The organism is Arcicella sp. BE140, assembly GCF_031456255.1.
Classification (GTDB): domain Bacteria; phylum Bacteroidota; class Bacteroidia; order Cytophagales; family Spirosomataceae; genus Arcicella; species Arcicella aquatica.
Genome location: NZ_JAVDUE010000020.1, coordinates 12,821 through 32,465 on the forward strand (window position 1 = coordinate 12,821; position 19,645 = coordinate 32,465).

Annotated in this window: 15 protein-coding genes; 5 read left to right on the forward strand and 10 right to left on the reverse strand. The window is 36.1% G+C overall.

Going from position 1 to position 19,645, the window contains the following annotated elements:
- Positions 1-189: 189 nt before the first annotated feature.
- The 3 genes from J2Y60_RS21485 (at position 190) to J2Y60_RS21495 (ending at position 5,808) form a co-directional block, all read left to right on the forward strand.
- Entirely contained in the window at positions 190-1,242 is a 1,053-nt protein-coding gene (locus J2Y60_RS21485) for an efflux RND transporter periplasmic adaptor subunit (protein WP_309921879.1), read from the forward strand.
- A 126-nt stretch (positions 1,243-1,368) separates the two neighbouring features.
- Positions 1,369-4,464: an efflux RND transporter permease subunit gene (locus tag J2Y60_RS21490; RefSeq protein ID WP_309921875.1), complete on the forward strand. Its 3,096-nt coding sequence runs from the start codon at positions 1,369-1,371 to the stop codon at positions 4,462-4,464.
- Positions 4,465-4,491: 27 nt separating this feature from the next.
- On the forward strand, positions 4,492-5,808 hold the full coding sequence (locus J2Y60_RS21495; protein WP_309921873.1) for a TolC family protein: 1,317 nt from the start codon (positions 4,492-4,494) through the stop codon (positions 5,806-5,808).
- 127 nt (positions 5,809-5,935) lie between these two features.
- Here J2Y60_RS21495 and J2Y60_RS21500 read toward each other — a convergent pair whose 3' ends face one another.
- Together J2Y60_RS21500 and hemE are read right to left on the reverse strand one after the other, a co-directional pair.
- Complete coding sequence (locus J2Y60_RS21500) at positions 5,936-7,357, reverse strand: glycoside hydrolase family 125 protein (protein ID WP_309921870.1); 1,422 nt, start codon at positions 7,355-7,357, stop codon at positions 5,936-5,938.
- Positions 7,358-7,593: 236 nt separating this feature from the next.
- Entirely contained in the window at positions 7,594-8,625 is a 1,032-nt protein-coding gene (gene hemE / locus J2Y60_RS21505) for a uroporphyrinogen decarboxylase (protein ID WP_309921868.1), read from the reverse strand.
- A gap of 277 nt (positions 8,626-8,902) precedes the next feature.
- Here hemE and yihA point away from each other — a divergent pair, with 277 nt between their 5' ends.
- Both yihA and J2Y60_RS21515 read left to right on the forward strand, forming a co-directional pair.
- Positions 8,903-9,505: a ribosome biogenesis GTP-binding protein YihA/YsxC gene (yihA, locus tag J2Y60_RS21510; RefSeq protein ID WP_309921864.1), complete on the forward strand. Its 603-nt coding sequence runs from the start codon at positions 8,903-8,905 to the stop codon at positions 9,503-9,505.
- A gap of 92 nt (positions 9,506-9,597) precedes the next feature.
- A complete protein-coding gene (locus J2Y60_RS21515) occupies positions 9,598-10,059 on the forward strand; it encodes a DUF5606 domain-containing protein (protein WP_309921860.1) in 462 nt (153 codons plus the stop codon).
- Positions 10,060-10,145: 86 nt separating this feature from the next.
- On the opposite strand, the gene J2Y60_RS21520 is transcribed toward J2Y60_RS21515, so the two are convergent.
- The 8 genes from J2Y60_RS21520 to J2Y60_RS21555 all read right to left on the reverse strand — a co-directional run bounded on the left by J2Y60_RS21520 (position 10,146) and on the right by J2Y60_RS21555 (position 19,525).
- Positions 10,146-10,436, reverse strand: coding sequence for a muconolactone Delta-isomerase family protein (locus J2Y60_RS21520; protein WP_309921857.1), 291 nt, complete (start codon positions 10,434-10,436; stop codon positions 10,146-10,148).
- Between the two features lie 110 nt (positions 10,437-10,546).
- Entirely contained in the window at positions 10,547-10,888 is a 342-nt protein-coding gene (locus tag J2Y60_RS21525; RefSeq protein ID WP_309921853.1) for a cytochrome C, read from the reverse strand.
- A 148-nt stretch (positions 10,889-11,036) separates the two neighbouring features.
- Positions 11,037-11,867, reverse strand: coding sequence for an N-acetylmuramic acid 6-phosphate etherase (gene murQ, locus J2Y60_RS21530; RefSeq protein WP_309921851.1), 831 nt, complete (start codon positions 11,865-11,867; stop codon positions 11,037-11,039).
- Positions 11,868-12,072: 205 nt separating this feature from the next.
- Complete coding sequence (locus tag J2Y60_RS21535; RefSeq protein ID WP_309921848.1) at positions 12,073-13,458, reverse strand: dipeptidase; 1,386 nt, start codon at positions 13,456-13,458, stop codon at positions 12,073-12,075.
- Positions 13,459-13,544: 86 nt separating this feature from the next.
- On the reverse strand, positions 13,545-14,195 hold the full coding sequence (gene plsY, locus J2Y60_RS21540) for a glycerol-3-phosphate 1-O-acyltransferase PlsY (RefSeq protein WP_309921845.1): 651 nt from the start codon (positions 14,193-14,195) through the stop codon (positions 13,545-13,547).
- A gap of 257 nt (positions 14,196-14,452) precedes the next feature.
- A complete protein-coding gene (locus tag J2Y60_RS21545) occupies positions 14,453-15,247 on the reverse strand; it encodes a LytTR family DNA-binding domain-containing protein (RefSeq protein WP_309921842.1) in 795 nt (264 codons plus the stop codon).
- Entirely contained in the window at positions 15,244-16,356 is a 1,113-nt protein-coding gene (locus tag J2Y60_RS21550) for a sensor histidine kinase (RefSeq protein WP_309921839.1), read from the reverse strand. Before J2Y60_RS21550 ends, J2Y60_RS21545 begins: the two co-directional genes overlap by 4 nt.
- Before the next feature lie 616 nt (positions 16,357-16,972).
- Positions 16,973-19,525 carry a DUF5686 family protein gene (locus tag J2Y60_RS21555; protein WP_309921836.1) on the reverse strand — a complete coding sequence of 851 codons (2,553 nt, stop codon included), beginning with the start codon at positions 19,523-19,525 and terminating at the stop codon, positions 16,973-16,975.
- Positions 19,526-19,645 lie beyond the last annotated feature (120 nt).

Below are 19,645 nucleotides of genomic sequence, written 5' to 3' on the forward strand. Positions count from 1 at the left end.
AGGTTTTATGTTGCAAAACATTCCTCCTTTGACGTAGTTAATTGGGTTATTTATTCCTCTTATCTATAAAAAGGTTAAGTTAGTCGAAATATATTGAGATTACGAAGTAGGTCGGGACAAAAGCATATACATTATAAAGTAACTTTATAAAAAATTAGAATAGCAAAAAAATATTCATACATACGTAATATGAAGCAAAAAAATACGCTCTCAATGGTATCTGTTGGGGCTTCAATCTGTTTAGCATTGGCTGGTTGTCATAGTAAGAAACCTCAAGACTCTAATAAAAAAGAAGATCAGCCTGCCATTGTTGATGTAATCATCGCAAAAAAACAAAGTATTAGTTCAAATGTTGAAGCCAACGGTTCTATTATAGCCAATGAATTCGTAGAACTACACACAGAAGTGAGTGGTCGTATTACCTATCTTAATATTCCCGAAGGCAACGTTGTAACCCAAGGAACGGTATTAGCCAAAATCAACGATGCTGACTTACAAGCTCAACTCGCTAAAACAAAGGTCTTACTGGATTTAGCCGAAAAAACAGAGAAACGTTTAGGCAAGCTTTTATCAATTAATGGTATTAGCCAAGGCGAATATGATACTGCCTTGAACCAAGTAAATAGCCTAAAAGCAGATTTGGCTTATACCCAAGTATTAATCGATAAAACTGTATTAAAAGCACCATTTACTGGTGTGGTTGGTCTTCGTCAGATAAGCTTAGGGGCTTTTGTTTCAGCTACTACCATTATTGCTACTATTCAGCAAGTAAATAAATTGAAAGTTGACTTTACTGTCCCAGAAGAATACTCTCCACTCATCCGTAAAGGAAGTGTTGTAGAGGTGGAAGTAGAAGGGCAAAGAGGTGGTCGTTGTAAAGCTGTGGTAGTAGCCCGCGAACCGCAAATCAACCAAACTACCCGTAATTTACTGGTGCGTGCCTTGCTGACAAACTGCAATGCCAACCCCGGCACTTTTGCAAAGGTATATTTTAGCGCAGGTCCAGCACAAAATAGTATCTTGATTCCTACCAATGCGATTATCCCAGATGATAAAACGAAAAGATTGGTCATTGTAAAAGATGGCAAAGCTAGTTATGTAGTAGTAGAGACTGGTTTTAGAAAAGAAGATGTTGTGGAAATTACAAGTGGCTTAACTGAGGGAGATTCTGTCGTGGTTGATGGCGTTTTATTTGCTCGCGCAGATAAACCTGTAAAAGTAAGAAGTGTCAAAAAACAGTAGCTATTTGAAGGTGAATGGGCTGTCAACGATTTTGGCGTCATCATCCAACATCATCATTAAAAAGATTTCATAAAATTGCTTTTCATCTTCCACAAAAAGCTGAAGGTAATTTAATCATCAATATTCATGAATATTTCAGAATTATCTCTTAAAAGGCCCGTACTTGCCACAGTGCTGAATATCCTGATTATCCTTTTTGGGATAGTTGGATTTTCGTTTTTGGCAGTAAGGGATTACCCAGCCATTGACCCACCTATGGTTACTGTAAGAACAGCTTACACTGGTGCCAACCCTGATATTATTGAAAACCAAATTACTGAGCCTCTCGAAAAACAAATCAATGGTATTCCAGGGATTCGTTCTATTACCTCATCAAGTACTTTAGGTAGTAGTTCTATTTCAGTAGAATTTAACCTTGATGTACCGTTGGAGGCAGCCGCCAGTGATGTGCGTGATAAAGTGGCGCAAGCCGTTAGAAGTTTACCCCAAGATATTGATGCGCCCCCTGTGGTATCAAAAGCGGATGCTAATAGTGACTTTATTTTGTTGTTGGCTATCCAGAGTAGAAGTAAAGGTTTATTAGAACTGAGTGATTATGCCGAAAACGTATTACAACAACGTTTCCAGACCATTAATGACGTAAGTGGTGTAAACATTTTGGGACAAAAGCGTTATGCCATGCGAATTTGGTTGAAAACAGACCGTATGAATGGCTATGGTTTATCTTTTACAGATATTCAAACAGCTTTGGCTCGTGAAAACGTAGAATTGCCAGCAGGTAAAATTTATGGAAGTAACACCGAGATGACTATCCGTGCTTTGGGTAGATTAACATCAGAACAACAATTCCGTGATTTAATCATCCGTGAAAGCAATACGGGTATCGTTCGCTTAGGTGATATTGCTGATGTGGAATTAGGACCCGAAACCCTAGAACAAAGCTGGAAATACAATGGTGTGTATGCCGTTGGTTTAGCCGTTGTTCCTCAGCCCGGAGCTAATTATATCAAAATTGCAGATGAATTTAATAAACGTTTGAGGGAGATTGAAAAAGAGAATAAATCTGATATCCAGTTTAAATTATTAATTGACAATACTAAAAACGTTCGTCGTTCATTAGAGGAGGTAGAAGAAACCTTAATTATTTCTTTTGGTTTAGTAGTATTAGTAATTTTCTTCTTCTTCCGAAATTGGCTCATTGCGATTCGTCCCCTTATCGATATTCCAATTTCATTGGTCGCTACCTTCTTTGTAATGTATTTCTGTGGTTTCACCATTAATGTACTTACGCTGTTAGGTATCGTTTTGGCGACAGGGCTTGTGGTTGATGATGGGATTGTTGTTACCGAAAATATTTTCCGAAAGCTCGAACAGGGCTTGCCTATTCGTAAAGCTGCCTTAGAAGGTAGTAAAGAAATTTTCTTTGCCGTAATTTCTACTTCATTGACTTTGGCGGTGGTGTTCCTACCTGTTATTTTCTTAGAAGGATTCGTTGGTAGCCTCTTCCGTGAATTTGGTATTGTGGTTGCGGGTGCGGTATTGATTTCAGCCTTTGTTTCGCTGACGATTACGCCTGTACTGAACGTGTACTTAACACGTAAAAAAGCAGGTCACGGTTGGCTTTATGACAAAACAGAGCCATTCTTTACAGGCATGGAAAGTGGCTACAAGGGTATCCTAAAGGGATTTATGAGGGTCAGATGGATGGCTTGGGTAATTGTATTTGCCTGTGGATTGTTGATATGGCTAGCTAGTGGAAATCTTCAAAGTGAGATTGCTCCGATGGAAGATAAAAGCAGTATTCGTTTTACGGTAAGTACGCCCGAAGGTTCTAGTTATTTATATACTCAGAAGGTTTCTGATGATGTAACTAATTTCTTGAACGATTCTATTCCTGAAAAAGAATTTGTATTTAATGCTGTGCCAGGCTTTGGTGGGAATGGTGGTACAAACTCTTCAGCAGCTCGTATTGGTTTAGTTGACCCCGACCAAAGAACCAGAAGCCAAGATGAAATAACCAAGTTATTGAACAAAAAAATGAGCAGGTTCAACAATGCTCGTGTATTTGGTGTGCAAGAACAAACTATCTCGGTGGGTTTAGGTTCACGAGGAAGTTTGCCTGTACAGTTCGTATTGCAAAATATTGACTTTGCTAAGATTAAAGACGCCATTCCGAAATTTTTGGAAGAGGCTCGTAATGATAAAACGTTCCAAAACGTTGACGTAAACTTGAAATTCAATAAACCTGAGATTTTAATGACCTTCGACCGGATTAAAATCAAAGATTTAGCCCTCACGACACAAGATGTTGTAAGTGCTGTCCAAGGTGCATTCAGTGGTAGAAGGTTAGCGTATTTCACCATGAATGGTCGTCTATATGAAGTAATTGCACAAGTTGAAAGAAAAGACAGAAAAGAGCCTACGGATATTGAAAACATTTTTGTGACCAATACGCGTGGTGAAAGAATTCCTTTGAGTGCAGTAGTGAAGTTGGAAGAAAGTAGTAACCCATCTACATTGTTTCACTTCAACCGTTTGAAATCGGCCACTGTTTCAGCCTCTTTGGCAGAAGGAAAAACTATTGGAGATGGTGTAAAAGCGATGCAAGCTATTGCAGACAAAGTATTAGACAAATCTTTCCAAACAGCGTTGAGTGGCCCTTCAAGAGATTATTCTGAAAGTTCTTCTAACACAACTTTTGCTTTTGGGTTAGCCTTAACATTGATTTACTTACTATTGGCTGCTCAGTTTGAAAGTTTCAAAGACCCTTTCACTATTATGATTACCGTGCCTTTAGCGTTGGCTGGTGCATTAGGTAGCCTTTGGTTGTTCGGACAGACATTGAATATCTTCTCGCAGATTGGTATGATTATGTTGATTGGACTAGTAACCAAAAACGGAATTTTAATTGTTGAATTTGCCAATCATAAGCGAGCCGAGGGGATGTCAAGAATTGAGGCTGTTGTTGAAGCCGCAACCCAACGTTTGCGCCCGATTTTGATGACAAGTTTAGCAACATCTTTAGGTGCTTTACCCATTGCTTTGAGTTTAGGGGCAGCATCTACTAGTCGTATTCCGTTAGGTACTGTTGTTGTAGGGGGTATTTTATTCTCTTTAATTCTTACGTTACTAGTTATTCCAGCAGTTTATACATTTATCTCTAGTAAAAATTACGTAACAGAAGAATCTAAAGTAGTAGCAGAAGAACAAGCGGCAGATTAAACTAAAGCTGAAAATCAACAAAAAAATATGAGAATCATTTTTAAAAGTAATATACTGTTGGTAAGTTGTTTGCTAATGATTGGCTTTTCAGAAGGTTTTGCTCAACAGCAAATAACATTGAACCAAGCCGTTGAAACAGCCTTGAAAAACAATTTAGATATTCAGGTTTCTAAAAATACGCTATCTGCCAACACTATCAATAATTATATTGGGGTGGCTGGCGGTTTGCCTACGGTTACGGGTGCTTTCAGTACAAACGAACAAATAACGGGACTGAACCAAGAGTTAAGCAATGGTACAAGTACCAACAGAACGGGCGTAGTTTCCAACAATACCAATATGAGTTTTACAGCAACCATGATGCTGTATAATGGTGGAAGAGTAATAGCGACAAAAAAGCGTTTAGAGGAATTACAAAAGCTAAGTCAGGAGCAATTGAATGCTACAGTACAAAATGTAGTGGCTGATGTAATGTTAAAGTATTTTGCAGTAGTTCAGCAACAAAATTTTGTAACTACCTTACTTCAATCTATCGAAGTATCAAAACAAAAATTATCCCTGATTGAAGCGCGCAAAAGCGTTGGTTTATCAAACGAAGCAGAATCTTTGCAAGCTACGATAGATTTGAATGCTCAAACACAAGCGTTACAAACCCAGAAAATAGTAATTGAGCAAAGTAAGGCTGATTTACTCCGTAGTTTAGTATTAAATCCAAAAACTGCTATTACTATTTCCGACACGATTGTATTAGATAGAAGCCTGCAATGGGAAAATTTAGATGCCAACATAAAGAAACATCCAAGTATTTTATCGGCTGAGGCACAAATTAATATAAACCTTTTGTTAGAAAGAGAAGCCAATGCGAGGCGGTATCCTACTATCAATTTGAATACAGGCTATAACTATGGTCGTAACCAAAGTGGTGCAGGTTTTACGCTATTAAACCAAACCTATGGCCCTTTTTTAGGGGTGAATGCCAGCATTCCTATCTATGCGGGGGGAGTAAATACCCGACAAGTACAAATAGCGAAAATCAATACAGAAACGGCTCGATTACAGAAAGAAATAGTTTATCAGAATTTTGAAAATGCGGCGGCCAAATCTTGGGAAGCATATAGCAATACGTTACAATTGATAGAAGCCGAACGAGAAAATTATGCGATAGCAGATAAATTATTGAAATTGATGAATCAGCGTTTTCAATTAGGTCAAGCTACTATCATAGATGTAAAACAAGCCCAACAAAGTTTTGAAAATTCGGGCTATCGTTTGAATAATTTAAACTATACTGCTAAAGTAGCTGAAATTACTTTGAAGCAAATAGCTAGTCAGTTGGGTAATTAGGCTTTACTCAAATTTTTCTTTTAGGGTGCGACTTAAGTTCCACCCTAAAAGAAAAATAACATTAATATTCCAAGATGGGGAATAGATACTTTTTCGGTAAGTATCCCCTAAACATCTTTAATTAAGGCTACAATTTCACATTCAATAAATGTGGTCTTTCTCTTTCTATCTTCAACATTAATTCGCCGAACAAAGTATTTGCCCAAGCAAACCATTTACGTGTAAATTTAGTAGCATCATCTTTGTCGAAAGACTCGTGCATAAAACCTGTATTAGCATGTGTCTTTTTCAAGAAACGCAATTGTGCCAATATTTCTTGGTCGTTTGTAGAAGTCATGGCACGCATAATAATACTCATTGGCCATATTTGATCCACTAAAGTGTGCGGGCTACCAACACCCTCAGCATCTTTTCCTTTAAAGAAATAAGGGTTATTATCACTAAAAATAAATTTACGGGTATTCTGATAAATAGGGTCTGATAGTTTCAAGGCTCCTAAATAAGGCAATGCCAGTAAGTTCGGTACGTTGGCATCGTCTTGTAACAAACGATTGCCATAACCATCTACCTCCAAAGCATAGATTTGCCCAAAAGTAGGGTGATTGATAATTGCGTATTTTTTTACTGCTGTTTCTACTTCATTGGCAAAAGCTGAACACTCTTTGGCAAATGAAGCATCCTTATAGACCTTCTCGGCAATTTCAGCTATCTGACGGAAAGATACTACCGCAAATAAATTGGAAGGAATTAAGTAAGGGAAAACCGTTGCGTCGTCTGAAGGGCGGAAAATACTATTGATTAAACCATTTGGTTTTGTCGGATTACCATAGCCATTGCCCGGCACCGTATCTGTAGACCATGAAGTAGTTCTTCCGAAATGGTATGTGCCTTTGCCATGAAAACGTTGTTGTTCTCTGCAAGTAGCAATGATGAGTTTGGCAGCTTTCAGCCATTTTTCATCAAAAACGCTTGTATCGTTAGCAGTTTTCCAATAATGAAAAGCTAATCGAACGGTATAACACAATGAATCTAATTCCCATTTTCTTTCATGCAATTCTGGCTTCATATCTGTATGGTCGCTAAGCCATTCAGATTTTCCCGGACCATCATTAAAAGCATTGGCATAAGGATCAATCAAAATACATTCTGTTTGACGGTTTACTACGCCAGCAATCAGCTCTCTTAGTTTATCATCTTGTTTAATTAAAGGCAAATATGGCCAAACCTGAGCAGTACTATCGCGCAACCACATCGCATGGATATCGCCCGTAATCACAAAAGTATCTGGACGATTATTCCTGATTTGGAAGTTAACCGTGGTATCTAACGTATTAGGGAAACAGTTTTCAAACATCCAAGCTACCTCTGCATCTTTGATGCTGGTTTTCATACGCTTGATGGTTGATTCAATCAGGGGACTATTAAATTTTCTTTGTCCTACGCCTACACGTACCGTAGGAAATTCATTGGCAAAAACAGGCGATTTTACCATTAAGCCTGCACTTGCCATAGACGAAGCCTTAATAAATGTTCTGCGGTTGATGTTCATTAATTTGTTGTTTTATAATTGTATTGAATTGGATAAGGCTTAAATATCCATATTTTATGAAGGCTATCTACCCTTTTTTGTAAAGATATATTGATGGAATACTACTCATTTGGTAAGTATTAAAGCCTTTTCTCAAACGGTAATTTTGTAATGTCATATATAAAATCTGAGCGCTAAAAACACCTAAGGCACGGACTTTTTGCCGTGCCTTAGGAAGCTACTATATATTTCTAATACTAAAAACTATATTCTTTTACCGTATCAATAAAGCATTTTACTTTTTCTGGGTCAGTATCTGGGTATACACCGTGTCCTAAATTGGCAATATATTTTTGTCCGCCAAATTGCTGAATCATCGAGCGAGTATGTGCCTTTATTTCAGCGAATGAGCCATACAATACACATGGGTCAAGGTTTCCTTGTAGCGTTTTACTATCGCCAATTAATCTTCTAGATTCGGCAATGTCCATGTTCCAGTCTAAACCTATTGTTTCGCAATTCAGTTTACCCATTTCTTCGCGCGCAAAAAATGCTCCTTTAGCAAATACCGTCACGGGTACTTCCGTAATGGCATCACAAATCTGAGCGATATATGGCAATGAATAAATACGGTATTGTTCAGGTGAGAGAATACCTGCCCAAGAGTCAAAAATCTGCACAAGGTTGGCTCCCGCAGCTATTTGTGCTTTTAAATAAGCAATAGTACTATCGGTGATTTTCTGTAGAAGAGCATGCGAAAGTTCAGGTTCTGAATACAAGTATTTCTTAGCCTTCGAGAACGTCTTTGAGCCTCGTCCTTCTATCATGTAGCAAAGCAAAGTAAAAGGAGCACCAGCAAAACCTATTAGTGGTACACGACCATTCAGTTCTTTCTTTACAATTCTGATGGCATCTAATACATATTTCAGTTCTACCTCTGGGTCTGCAATACGAAGCTTATCCACATCTGCCATTGTTTTAATTACCTCTGGAAAGATTGGCCCTACTTTTTCTTCCATCATATATGGCAAGCCCATAGCTTCGGGAATAACCAAAATATCTGAGAAAATAATGGCTGCATCTACGCCTAAAATATCAACAGGTTGGATGGTTACTTCGGCAGCTAGTTCGGGCGTTGTAGCCAACTGAATAAAACTCCCTGCTTTCTCACGAACAGCACGGTATTCAGCTAAAATTCTTCCTGCCTGACGCATCATCCAAACGGGTACACGTTCTACTTGCTCGCCACGGGCGGCTCTTAACAATAAATCATTTTGTAAAATTTCCATATAAACTACACGATTGCATGAATCGTTTGTGGTATTGATAAAAGCGAATCGTCTTAATCGCTGTAATTCTCACAAAGATACGATTGTTTCATTAGAGTGGATTTTTGATACTGAAATAAATCGTTGTGCTTTCCCTTAGATTATGATTAGTTTGTGAGATAATTGTCGTTAAAAAGCTTAGAAGCAAGAGAAGTGCTAAATCTTCCGTAAATTTGTAAAAGTTTAAAAAAGAAGTATCGCCTTTAACAAGTAGGCATACTATTTTAACATTAGTTTTATGAAAATCACAGAAGCAATATTTTTACAGAGTAATACAGAATACGAAAAATGCCCCAAACCTGATAAACCAGAATATGCGTTTATTGGTCGTTCGAATGTGGGTAAATCATCGTTAATCAATACGATTGTTCAAAAAAAGGGCTTGGCTAAAACTTCACAAACGCCAGGGAAAACACAGTTGATAAACCATTTTTTGATTGACCAAAAATGGTATTTAGTAGATTTACCGGGGTATGGTTATGCCAAAATCAGTAAAACAGAACGTGAAAAGTTTGAGTCGATGATTCATGATTATCTTTCAAACCGTGAAAATTTATTGTACACTTTTGTATTAGTAGATATTCGTCACGAGCCACAGAAAATTGATATGGAATTTATCAATCGTTTGGGCGAAGAGGGCATTCCCTTCTGTTTAGTTTTCACGAAGGCTGATAAATTATCTAAAACGGCTGCTGACAGAAATGTTGCTTTGTATCAAGAAAAGTTACTGGAAACATGGGAAGAAATGCCACAATTTTTTGTAAGCTCTTCCGTTAATGGCTCTGGTAGAGAAGAAATCCTTCATACAATTAGTGATCTAAACCAAGAGTTTAAAGCTTGAAAAATATCTACCTCGTTAGGTTTTCAGCCTTAGTACTATTTTGCTAAGAACTAATTGAGTAATTTTGCAAAAACAAATCATTAAAATAAAACATGGAATTATTAAAAGAAATAGCCAATATTTCTGGCCAAAGTGGGTTATACAGAATTTTAAAACCAACACGTACAGGAGTTATTGTTGAAAGTTTAGATGGCAAAAAAGCTCGTTCGGTTGTGGGAGCCAATGCACGCGTATCTGTATTAAAAGATATTTCAGTATATATTGAAGATCACCAAGATGCAGCAATGCCTCTAGCAAATATTTTCTTAAAAATCAGAGAAACGCATGGTGAAAAGATTGAATTGAACACAAAAAATGCTACGGAGGCTGATCTTTTTGATTTCTTAGGTACGGTAGTTCCTAATTTCGACCGTGAACGTGTTCATGGGTCAGATGTGAAAAAAATGATTAATTGGTATAACATCATTTCACAGAATTTACCAGAAGCATTTGAAGTAGAAGAAGCTACTGAGGAAGCTGTTGAAACAGAAGAAACAAAAGCAGAAGAAGCTTAACAATACGATGTAATAACTAAAAAAGGCTTGGGTGTTTGATAACACCTAAGCCTTTTTTAGTTATTACGCTGTTATATATTCCGTTCTTAATTCATAACCATTTTGGGAAAACGATACGATTGTGAATCATACACCATCAATTGGTCTATCTCTAATTCAAAATAGCTATATAGTGGCGAACGTTCTAGGTATTTATGAACACTTTCCTTGCTTTTAGCATTGAAGATAATCCATCCTCTGCCAGCTTCTGCTGAAATAGCATAAGAATCAATTACTCCTTTCAGAATTAAGTCGTTGATAACACTACGATGTTCAGGCACTAAACTCATGAACTCTTGGTCAACACTAAAATATACAGTTACTTGGTATTTGTTCATATTGATAAAAAATTGTGGCTCGAATTAAAAATACTAATATTGTGCCAACAAAAAAAATACCTTGACAGTTCGTTAACGCCGTCAAGGTATTTTTTTAATGTTGAAAAGTATTAGCTTTTTTTGCTTTTTCCTTTAGACTTCGCAGCTAGTGAATTAATCCAACCTGCTATTTTCAAAGCATCTTCTTTAGGTACTTTCAAAGCAGCCATTGGTGGATAACCTGGCCAGTTTGATGGCTTAGGAGCACCGATTAATTCTACGATTTTTTCATTCGTATATTTCTTTTTTGCAACATCTGTATAGGCAGGACCAACTAATCTAGCATCTACTTTATGGCATGCTGTACAAGCATACTTTGTTACAAGTGGCTTAATATCTTCAGGAAAATCCTGTGCTTTTGCATTAATTGCTAGGGCTGAAAGCAACATCGCACTTAATATCGTTTTTTTCATAATAAAGAAAAGAAAGGGTTACTGATGTATTGATTAAATCTTATTGTTGTATAAAATAATGAGACATAAGACTAGTTCGCCTTTTAAGTAATATAACTTATAACGACAAACATACTTGCTTGTTTTTGTACTTGATGTTAATGATATGTTAATGATTTGCTCGGTAGGCATCTACAGAGGCTCTTACACTCCCATGTTGTTGTAGTAAGCTCTCGGCTTCTTCACGGCTAATGCCTAGCTCTTCCATCACCATATTTTCAGCCCTAACTACCAATTTATTATTGCTTAATTGCATATCAACCATTCTGTTTCCTCTTACTCTTCCCAATTGAATCATCACAGAGGTGGAAATCATATTCAAAATAAGCTTCTGAGCCGTTCCAGATTTCATACGCGTACTTCCTGTTACGAACTCTGGGCCTGGTATTGCTTCAATCTTAAATTCGGCTGCTTTTGATATTTCGCTGTCTTCATTACATGAAATTGAGCCTGTCAATAAGCCGTTTTCACGGGCTTTGTTCAAACCGCCAATTACATAAGGCGTTCTTCCAGATGCCGCAATACCGATTACGGTATCTAACTCATGAATATCATAAGTTTCTAAATCTTTCCAAGCTTGTTCTATATCATCTTCGGCATTTTCTACGGCTTTACGAATGGCACCATCGCCCCCAGCAATCAAACCAATGACTAAATCAAAAGGTACGCCAAAAGTAGGCGGACATTCAGAGGCATCTACGATTCCTAAACGGCCACTTGTGCCTGCTCCGATATAGAAAAGCCTGCCTCCTTTTTTCATTCTAGGAACAATTGCCGAAACAAGTTTTTCTATTTGCGGGATTGCCTTCTCTACAGCATAAGGCACTGTTTTATCTTCATTATTGATGCCTTCTAAAATCTCACGCACAGACATCTCATCAAGGTTATCATACCGTGAGGTTTCTTCTGTGGTAAGGGCTTCTAAATTAATTTCGGTCATGATGATTATAATTCTTTCAGAAAAGGTAAAATCAACACTAATACCTCTCTTTAATCTATGTTCTTAAGATATTTCTTTGCTTTTGCTCACTTCTATCTTTTTGCAAATATAACAATTTAGCATTTTAATTAAGCACTGTATTGTATTGACTATTTTGTGATTAATTTAAAATTCAGAAGAAAATCGCAATATTTTATACTATTACTTATGATTCTGTATAGTATTTAAAGAATAAAGGTATTGTTTCTATGCCTTTATAATAGTTAAATAAGCCATAATGCTCGTTAGGAGAGTGAATCGCATCTGAATCTAACCCAAAGCCCATCAATACAGTTTTTAAGCCTAATTCTTTCTCAAATAAAGCAACAATTGGGATACTTCCTCCACCGCGAGTAGGCACTGGTTTCTTGCCAAAGCTCTCTTCCATTGCTTTTTCGGCTGCTTTATATTCCTTAGAGTCTGTCGGGGTAACATAAGGTTCGCCACCATGATGTGGACGAACGCTTACCTTAACTCCTGCTGGAGCGATAGACTCAAAGTGTTTGGTAAACAGTGCTGTTATTTGATCTGATTGCTGATTAGGCACTAATCTCATAGAAATCTTTGCTGAAGCTTTTGAAGGCAATACCGTCTTGGCACCTTCTCCAATATAACCTCCCCAAATACCATTCACATCTAACGTTGGACGAATGGATGCTCTTTCTAACGTAGAATAGCCTGTTTCTCCTCTTACATCATCAATGCCCAAATCTTTCTTATATTCGGCTAAGTTGAATGGCGTTTGTGCCATAGCTTCACGTTCAGCAGGTGTTAATTCTACCACATCGTCATAAAAAGTAGGAATAGTGATATGATTATTTTCATCATGTAATGAAGCAATCATTTTGCTCAGCACGTTGATTGGATTAGCTACTGCCCCTCCATAAACGCCAGAGTGTAAATCTCTATTTGAACCCGTTACTTCAACTTCTAGATAACTCAACCCTCTCAATCCCACATCAATAGAAGGAATATCATTGGCAATAATAGCCGTATCAGAAATCAAAATAACGTCTGCTTTTAATCTTTCTTTATTGGCTTTTACAAAAGTTCCGAGGTTATCAGAACCTACTTCTTCCTCGCCCTCAATCATAAACTTTACGTTGCATGGCAAAGCGTCAGTAGCAACCATTGTTTCAAAAGCCTTGATGTGCATATATACTTGTCCTTTGTCATCACAAGCTCCGCGAGCATAGATTTTTTCATCTTTTACTACAGGCTCAAATGGCGGAGAATCCCACAGGTTTAAAGGGTCTGCTGGTTGTACATCATAATGCCCATATACCAAAATAGTAGGCAGTGATTCATCTATTATTTTTTGTCCAAAAACAATCGGATGCCCTGCTGTTTCACTTATTTCTGCAAAATCAGCCCCAGCCGTTTTAATTTTATCAGCAATAAATTCAGCGGCTTTCCTAACATCATCTTTGTATTTGCTATCAGCACTTATTGATGGAATTCTTAGCAAGTCGAGTAATTCAGATAAGAAACGCTCTTTATTAGCTTCAATATAGTTTTTCATGTTGTCGTGATTGTGTAATGAATGATTCATTATTTTAATTTTGAAACAATGAGCCAAAAAAAATACCTTCCGACACAAAAATGTCAGAAGGTACAAATATAATATGTTCTACCGATTTAAACGGATTCTTTCTTTCGACGAAGGTAAATTCTGCTTTCTTGTCCTTTGAATAACCTCACTACGTTTTTACGGTGAGTAATCAGGATAAGTAGGAATAAAATGAAACCAAAAATAATTACTAGGTCGTTTTCTTTGCCAAAAGTCTTTAATAAGAGTAATATTGGGAAAGACAAAGAGGCAATAATAGCTCCTAATGATACATAGTGAAATGAGATAAAAACCAAAAAGAAAATCACCATACAAACCAAGGCAGCTTCTGGATGTACCGACATCACCATTCCTAACAAGGTAGCTACTCCTTTTCCTCCTTTGAAATTAGAAAATACAGGGAAAATATGACCCAAAACCGCCGCAAACCCAAAAAGTAATTTCAAATTTTGACATTCACTCCACTCAATAAGGTGACCATAGTACATCATTAATGCTAGTGAAGTAGCTATCCAGCCCTTAATAGCATCAATTAATAATACAATCGTTCCTGCTCTTTTACCTAAAACCCTAAACGTATTAGTAGCCCCTGCATTACCACTGCCATGTTTACGAATATCAAACCCAAAATAAGCTTCACCATACCAAATAGCAGTTGGAATAGACCCCAGTAAATATGCTGCGATTGTACAAGAAATTATAAGTACTAAAATTGACATTGATTGAAAGTAATTAATATACGTTGACTGTGCTATTATTTTCGTTAAAACAAATATAAATTAAAAATCATTAAAACAAGAAACCCTCTAAAAGTTCTTAAAATTGTACAAATTGGCTCTTTTAAATGTTTTATTTTTAATTAGATGTTAAGTTTTCATTTATCTAAATATGAACGTTGATAGAAATATCACCCAAAAAAACAGCCTTGATACTTCATCAGTATCAAGGCTGTTTTTCTTTATCGAATGGATAAATTTTAGCTTTTGTCTCCCCCTATTTTTCTATATACTAGGGTGGCACTGTCTTTCTCTTTATAGTAAATACTCCCTTCAATGGCTTTAGTAAATTCTTCAGCATAAGTATCTCCCACAGGAATCCTCACTACTTTATCCAAGATTACTTCATCCCCTTCTATCCCTGTTATTTTCTCAGTAGAGATAATATAAGAACGGTGAATCCTCATGAAACGGTCTTGTGGTAAGCGTTTTTCTAAATCCGAAAGCGTAAGGTTGGTTGTTATGCGCTCTTCCTTGGTATAGATTGACGCATAGCTTTTCTGAGCTTCCATATATACCACATCTTTATAAAGAACTTTATGAAACTTTCCTTTTACATCCACCTTCACAAAAATAAATTCCTCTCTTTTGGTGGGTGGTTCTGGTACTGTTTCTATTGTTTTAGTAGGGTCTTCAACAAGGGTCATATTGAAAGGCATTTTATTAACTGCCTTCAAAAAACGTTGATATGAAAAAGGTTTTACTAAGTAATCTAATACGCCATACTCAAAACTTTTCAAGGCATATTCTTGATACCCCGTTGTCATCACAAATTTCACTTTGTTTTCAAATAAGCTCACCAAATTAAGTCCATTCATTCTTGGCATTTGAATATCTGCAAACACTAAATCCACCTCTCTAGACTGCAAAATTCCTACTGCTTCCATAGGGTTGGTTGTAGCAGCCACTAAATTAAGGAAGGGTGTATCATTGATATAATCCACCAAAAGATCTAATGCAGATTGTTCATCATCTACCACAATACAATTAATCATTTCTTCAGAAGGTTAAAATTTACTGTAAATATAACCGTATAGTCTTCTTCGCCATTTATTATTTCTAAACTATGGGCTTCAGCTGGATACGTCGTTAAAAGTCGTTTTTTAATATTTTTAATCCCTATACCTGTTTGTCCTGCATCGGCAATGGAATTTGGATAAGGGTTTTTCTTGTTAGAGGCAATAAACACAAATTCATCATCAATCAGCGTCGCTCTAATACGGAAGGCTATTTCTGGGTCATCAAAAATCCCATGTTTAATACCATTTTCAACGATGGTAATCAGCACCATCGGTACAATTCTGTGATAAGTAAAATCACCGTCTTCTTCAAAGTCAATATATACCTTATAATGAAAACGTTGCATGTGTAATTCTATATACTGCTTTACAAAGTCTAACTCTCCGCTCAAACTCACCTCATCTTCTTGTGACTTCGTACTAGTCGCATATCTTAACATTTCAGCAAAAGCTAAGACAATATCTCCTGCTTCACGAGATGCTTTTCTTACCCTTTCAAAAATCATATTAAGGGTATTGTACATAAAGTGCGGATTTATTTGGGCTCTTAAAAATGCCATTTCCGCCAAGGCTTTTTCTTTCGCTAAGATAGCTATTTCCAATTCTTGTTTAGCAATTTTCGCTTCCTTTTCTGCAAGAGCAATCTTTTGTTCACTTATTTCTTTGTCTCGAGCAGCAATTTCGATTTGTTGATTAAGTGATTTTTCTGCAAAATAATAGCCTAAAGCATAAAGTGTGAAAATTTGAGCATTCCAAGAATGTATCATTAACTCCCTTTGGCTAAATATTGCATCCGGGTAATTGGGAAATAGGAAAACAATCAAAGAAAGATTAATTACGGAGATAACAGATACATTCACAATACATAGTAAAAGTGTTATTGAGTATCTTTTAGTTACTAAAAATTTCGGAAAAATAAATAATATACAATTATAGAAAATGGATATCCAACAAAAACAATTGATTAATATAATTAATCCAGTTGCTAGCTCCGATTTATCTAGGTATGCAATAATATAGCTTAACTCGTAATAAACAACATATAATGACCAAACAATTACATGCATTCTTGTTTTTTGATTCATTTCAAAGAATTTTAAAAAAATTATATCACAATAATCCTTATATATTATTGAATGTTTACCGATTCACCTATTTATTATGTCAAAGTTTGAATCTATAATAAGGACTTTTAGACTGATAATAAGTCGATTAAAGCTAAGTTTGATTTTAACCTCTCTTTTTTGTCCAATTTTGAATCATCAAAACAGACACATATCATTAATTAAAAAACATCTCATAAAATTTTAGACTTTACTAATACAAAATGAAAAGCAACAAATTAAATCTCGCTAAAAGAATCGTTTCTAATTTAGAAAATACAAATAATTCAAAACTTATCAAAGCTAAAGAAGTTACGCATCTTACTTCTTGGAGATAGTAAAAACGAATATTCAACAACCTTTTCAACAGTTTTCTTTAACATTTTAGCAATATACAAAAATGAAAAACAGCAAATTAAATCTCGCTAAAAGAACCGTTTCTAATTTAGAAAATACAAATAATTCAAAACTTATCAAGGCTAAAGAAGTTACGCACATTACTTCTTGGAGATAAAATTAGACTCCAAAAAAAATCCCACCTCACAGATTTTTTATAAGCTGTAAAGTAGGACTTTTATGTAAAGCTAATAAGTTTGCCTTAAAAAGAGAAATGTACTGACCCTTTTAGTGCAAAAGGAGAAGGGATTCTTCCAGAAGGAGAAACGTGATCAAGATATGATAGGCGATGAAATGCCTGTAATCTAAATATCTTAAAAATGTTATCAATACCATATCCTACTTCAATGTACGGCTTGTCAGATTCTAAACCTGAAAAACTGTATCTTGGTTGAAGTTCACCTTTTATGTGACGTGGATTAATCACGGGTATTGCTTCTTGCATCAACTCAGTATTTTCTGCTCTTTGGCTACCAAATAGTACATTGGCAGAGGCAATCAAACGCCATTTTAATTGACGAATGGCAGGAATACGATTGAAAAGTAATCCATCAAAATTGTGGTTATAATTCAATGATACGTATTTATCACTTACGAATTCAAAGTAGTGCATCGTATTAAAGGCTGCACGGTTGTAAAAAAAGGTCTCGTTCCCTAAATGTGGGAACAATAGCGGTGCAGGCAATACTGTTGGTATATAGCCTGCTTGTAAGGTATAGTCTGAACGACCTAATGTTCCTATTCTGAAAGATTGAAAGACTTTTGCCATGAATTTATCATAGCTAAAATCGCCGTTCAAGGTCTTCATACCATGCTGATACGTTAATGTAACAGTTGGAATACGTTTACTGCCAAGCGTTATGCGTTCGTTACCATCCATCAAGAAGGTTTCGTTCTTTGCAAAACGTGCTTCAATGGTAAAAAACGTATCGTCATAATGATCTAAAGTTGGTGATTTTGGACCTTCTTGGGGTATGGTTCTGTATTGAAATTGGAATAAAGGGTCAAAACCTCTTGTTGTTAACGCCCCTGTAAAAGTAAACCCTTTGGTTGGTTCTGTTTTTATAAATACTTCGCTTTCTCTTCTATAGAAAGCCCCTGAAAACGCACCCCATCGCGAGAAGGCGTAAAATATTTTGTTGTCTCCAATTAATTCTGGTGTCAACCCAATACGCTCTAAATCGTAACTATGTTTAGCTCCAACGACAGTCCAATGTCTGCGAGAAAGAATATAATCTACCTCACCACCGTATTTTAATACTAAATCTTTGGTTCCAAAACCTGCCCAACCTTTCAGAATCCATTCTTTACTAAATTGAGAATTGGTTTTAAATCCTAATCTCATTCTAAAACCCTCTACCTTATTGACAGAGAATAAATTGATATATGGGCCTATTCCAAACTTATTAAATCGCTTATAACCACTTGCTATAATCTCGGCTACTTCTACGTAAGTTTTCACAATAGGAACATTCCTAACAGTATCTATCAGTCTGGATGCAAGAATATCTTGGGCAGAAAGCGATTCATGCCTAGCACCAAGCCAATAATTTGGGTCTGGTTCTTTAGAATCCTCTGCTACTTCTATCGGTATATCATAAAAGCTTAAATCTTTGGGCTTGTTGATGACAAAATCTTTGTTAGAGATATACATTTTCAACAACATACCCGCTGAATTTTTCGATAGCTCGGCGATATCAACTAAAAATCTGGTTTTGGCTGGTAGCCAAGCACCTTCTGTTGTTTGTTCTAATTCTTGAGAGATTTTTATTTTGTCAATGAAGTTGATATTGGCTTCTTTTCCAATGGTGGCATCTATTTGTACCAAAGCGTATGACGTAGTATCTACATAAGCTTTCCCTACAAAGACTAAGTCTTTATCATTTTTTGGGTCAAATTCCAAGCCATAACAAATATGTCCATCTACATCCGTAGTATCTGATAAAAACCATTTATAAGTTCCTTTCCAGTTTTCACCAAAGGGCGATATAATATCTTTCCCTAGAAAAGGGACAAAGTTGTCATAGAAATTATAATTGGCAAATAGATTCCCGCCTACCAATTGTGATACAAACCCTCCTTCTTTTACGCCAACTCCTTTGATATTATTTTTCAAGATTATTTCTTTCTTTCTTGAGGGGCTTTCACGGAAATAATATTTTGAAATAGTTTCTGAAATGAAGGTTGGAATGACAGCTTTTCCATCTTCGCCCGCCAATTTTTCAAATTTGGCTATCGCTCCTTGGATTTGCTTCATCACTTTCCTTTCCTTAAATTTTTCAGAGATGTTGTCTACGTCCAATTCCATTTTTGAATATGAGTCATACTCAAAAGCTGATAGGCGTTTTCTATCATTTTTTTCTCTGTTTTCATTAAGTTTCCGAAGAATTTTGAAGGCAGGATTTTCACCAGAATACACAACGACTTCATCCAAGGATTTTGTTTCTCCTTGCAATTGAAAATCAATTTTCTGACTCAAAGCTTTTTTGTCAAGCACTTTGGTGCGCTTCTTATAATTGACAGTACTTACATAAATTGAATCTGTAAGTACTTTGCTTTTTATTACATATACTCCCTCAAAATTTGTTTGAGCTCCAACGTTCACACCCTTCAAGCCGACTGTTGCAAAAGGCAAAGGGTCACCATTTTTTGCGTCAGTCACCACTCCAGTTATTACATATTGGGCATTCGTATTTTGATAAATTAATATAAAGATTAAAGCAATTAGTAGTTTTTGGATTTTGGAATAAGCCATTCTATGTAGGAATGTTTAAAGAAATAAAATATTTTTTTTATCGAATTTACATTATTTAGATGCAATATCAAATTTGCTCTCATAATACAGACATTTCATCTATTCAAAACCCCTATTCGG

Coding starts and splice junctions, on each gene's coding strand:
- J2Y60_RS21485 (WP_309921879.1), top strand. CDS start 190: ATGAAGCAAAAAAATACGCTCTCAATGGTATCTGTTGGGGCTTCAATC.
- J2Y60_RS21490 (WP_309921875.1), top strand. CDS start 1,369: ATGAATATTTCAGAATTATCTCTTAAAAGGCCCGTACTTGCCACAGTG.
- J2Y60_RS21495 (WP_309921873.1), top strand. CDS start 4,492: ATGAGAATCATTTTTAAAAGTAATATACTGTTGGTAAGTTGTTTGCTA.
- J2Y60_RS21500 (WP_309921870.1), bottom strand. CDS start 7,357: ATGAACATCAACCGCAGAACATTTATTAAGGCTTCGTCTATGGCAAGT.
- hemE (WP_309921868.1), bottom strand. CDS start 8,625: ATGGAAATTTTACAAAATGATTTATTGTTAAGAGCCGCCCGTGGCGAG.
- yihA (WP_309921864.1), top strand. CDS start 8,903: ATGAAAATCACAGAAGCAATATTTTTACAGAGTAATACAGAATACGAA.
- J2Y60_RS21515 (WP_309921860.1), top strand. CDS start 9,598: ATGGAATTATTAAAAGAAATAGCCAATATTTCTGGCCAAAGTGGGTTA.
- J2Y60_RS21520 (WP_309921857.1), bottom strand. CDS start 10,436: ATGAACAAATACCAAGTAACTGTATATTTTAGTGTTGACCAAGAGTTC.
- J2Y60_RS21525 (WP_309921853.1), bottom strand. CDS start 10,888: ATGAAAAAAACGATATTAAGTGCGATGTTGCTTTCAGCCCTAGCAATT.
- murQ (WP_309921851.1), bottom strand. CDS start 11,867: ATGACCGAAATTAATTTAGAAGCCCTTACCACAGAAGAAACCTCACGG.
- J2Y60_RS21535 (WP_309921848.1), bottom strand. CDS start 13,458: ATGAATCATTCATTACACAATCACGACAACATGAAAAACTATATTGAA.
- plsY (WP_309921845.1), bottom strand. CDS start 14,195: ATGTCAATTTTAGTACTTATAATTTCTTGTACAATCGCAGCATATTTA.
- J2Y60_RS21545 (WP_309921842.1), bottom strand. CDS start 15,247: ATGATTAATTGTATTGTGGTAGATGATGAACAATCTGCATTAGATCTT.
- J2Y60_RS21550 (WP_309921839.1), bottom strand. CDS start 16,356: ATGAATCAAAAAACAAGAATGCATGTAATTGTTTGGTCATTATATGTT.
- J2Y60_RS21555 (WP_309921836.1), bottom strand. CDS start 19,525: ATGGCTTATTCCAAAATCCAAAAACTACTAATTGCTTTAATCTTTATA.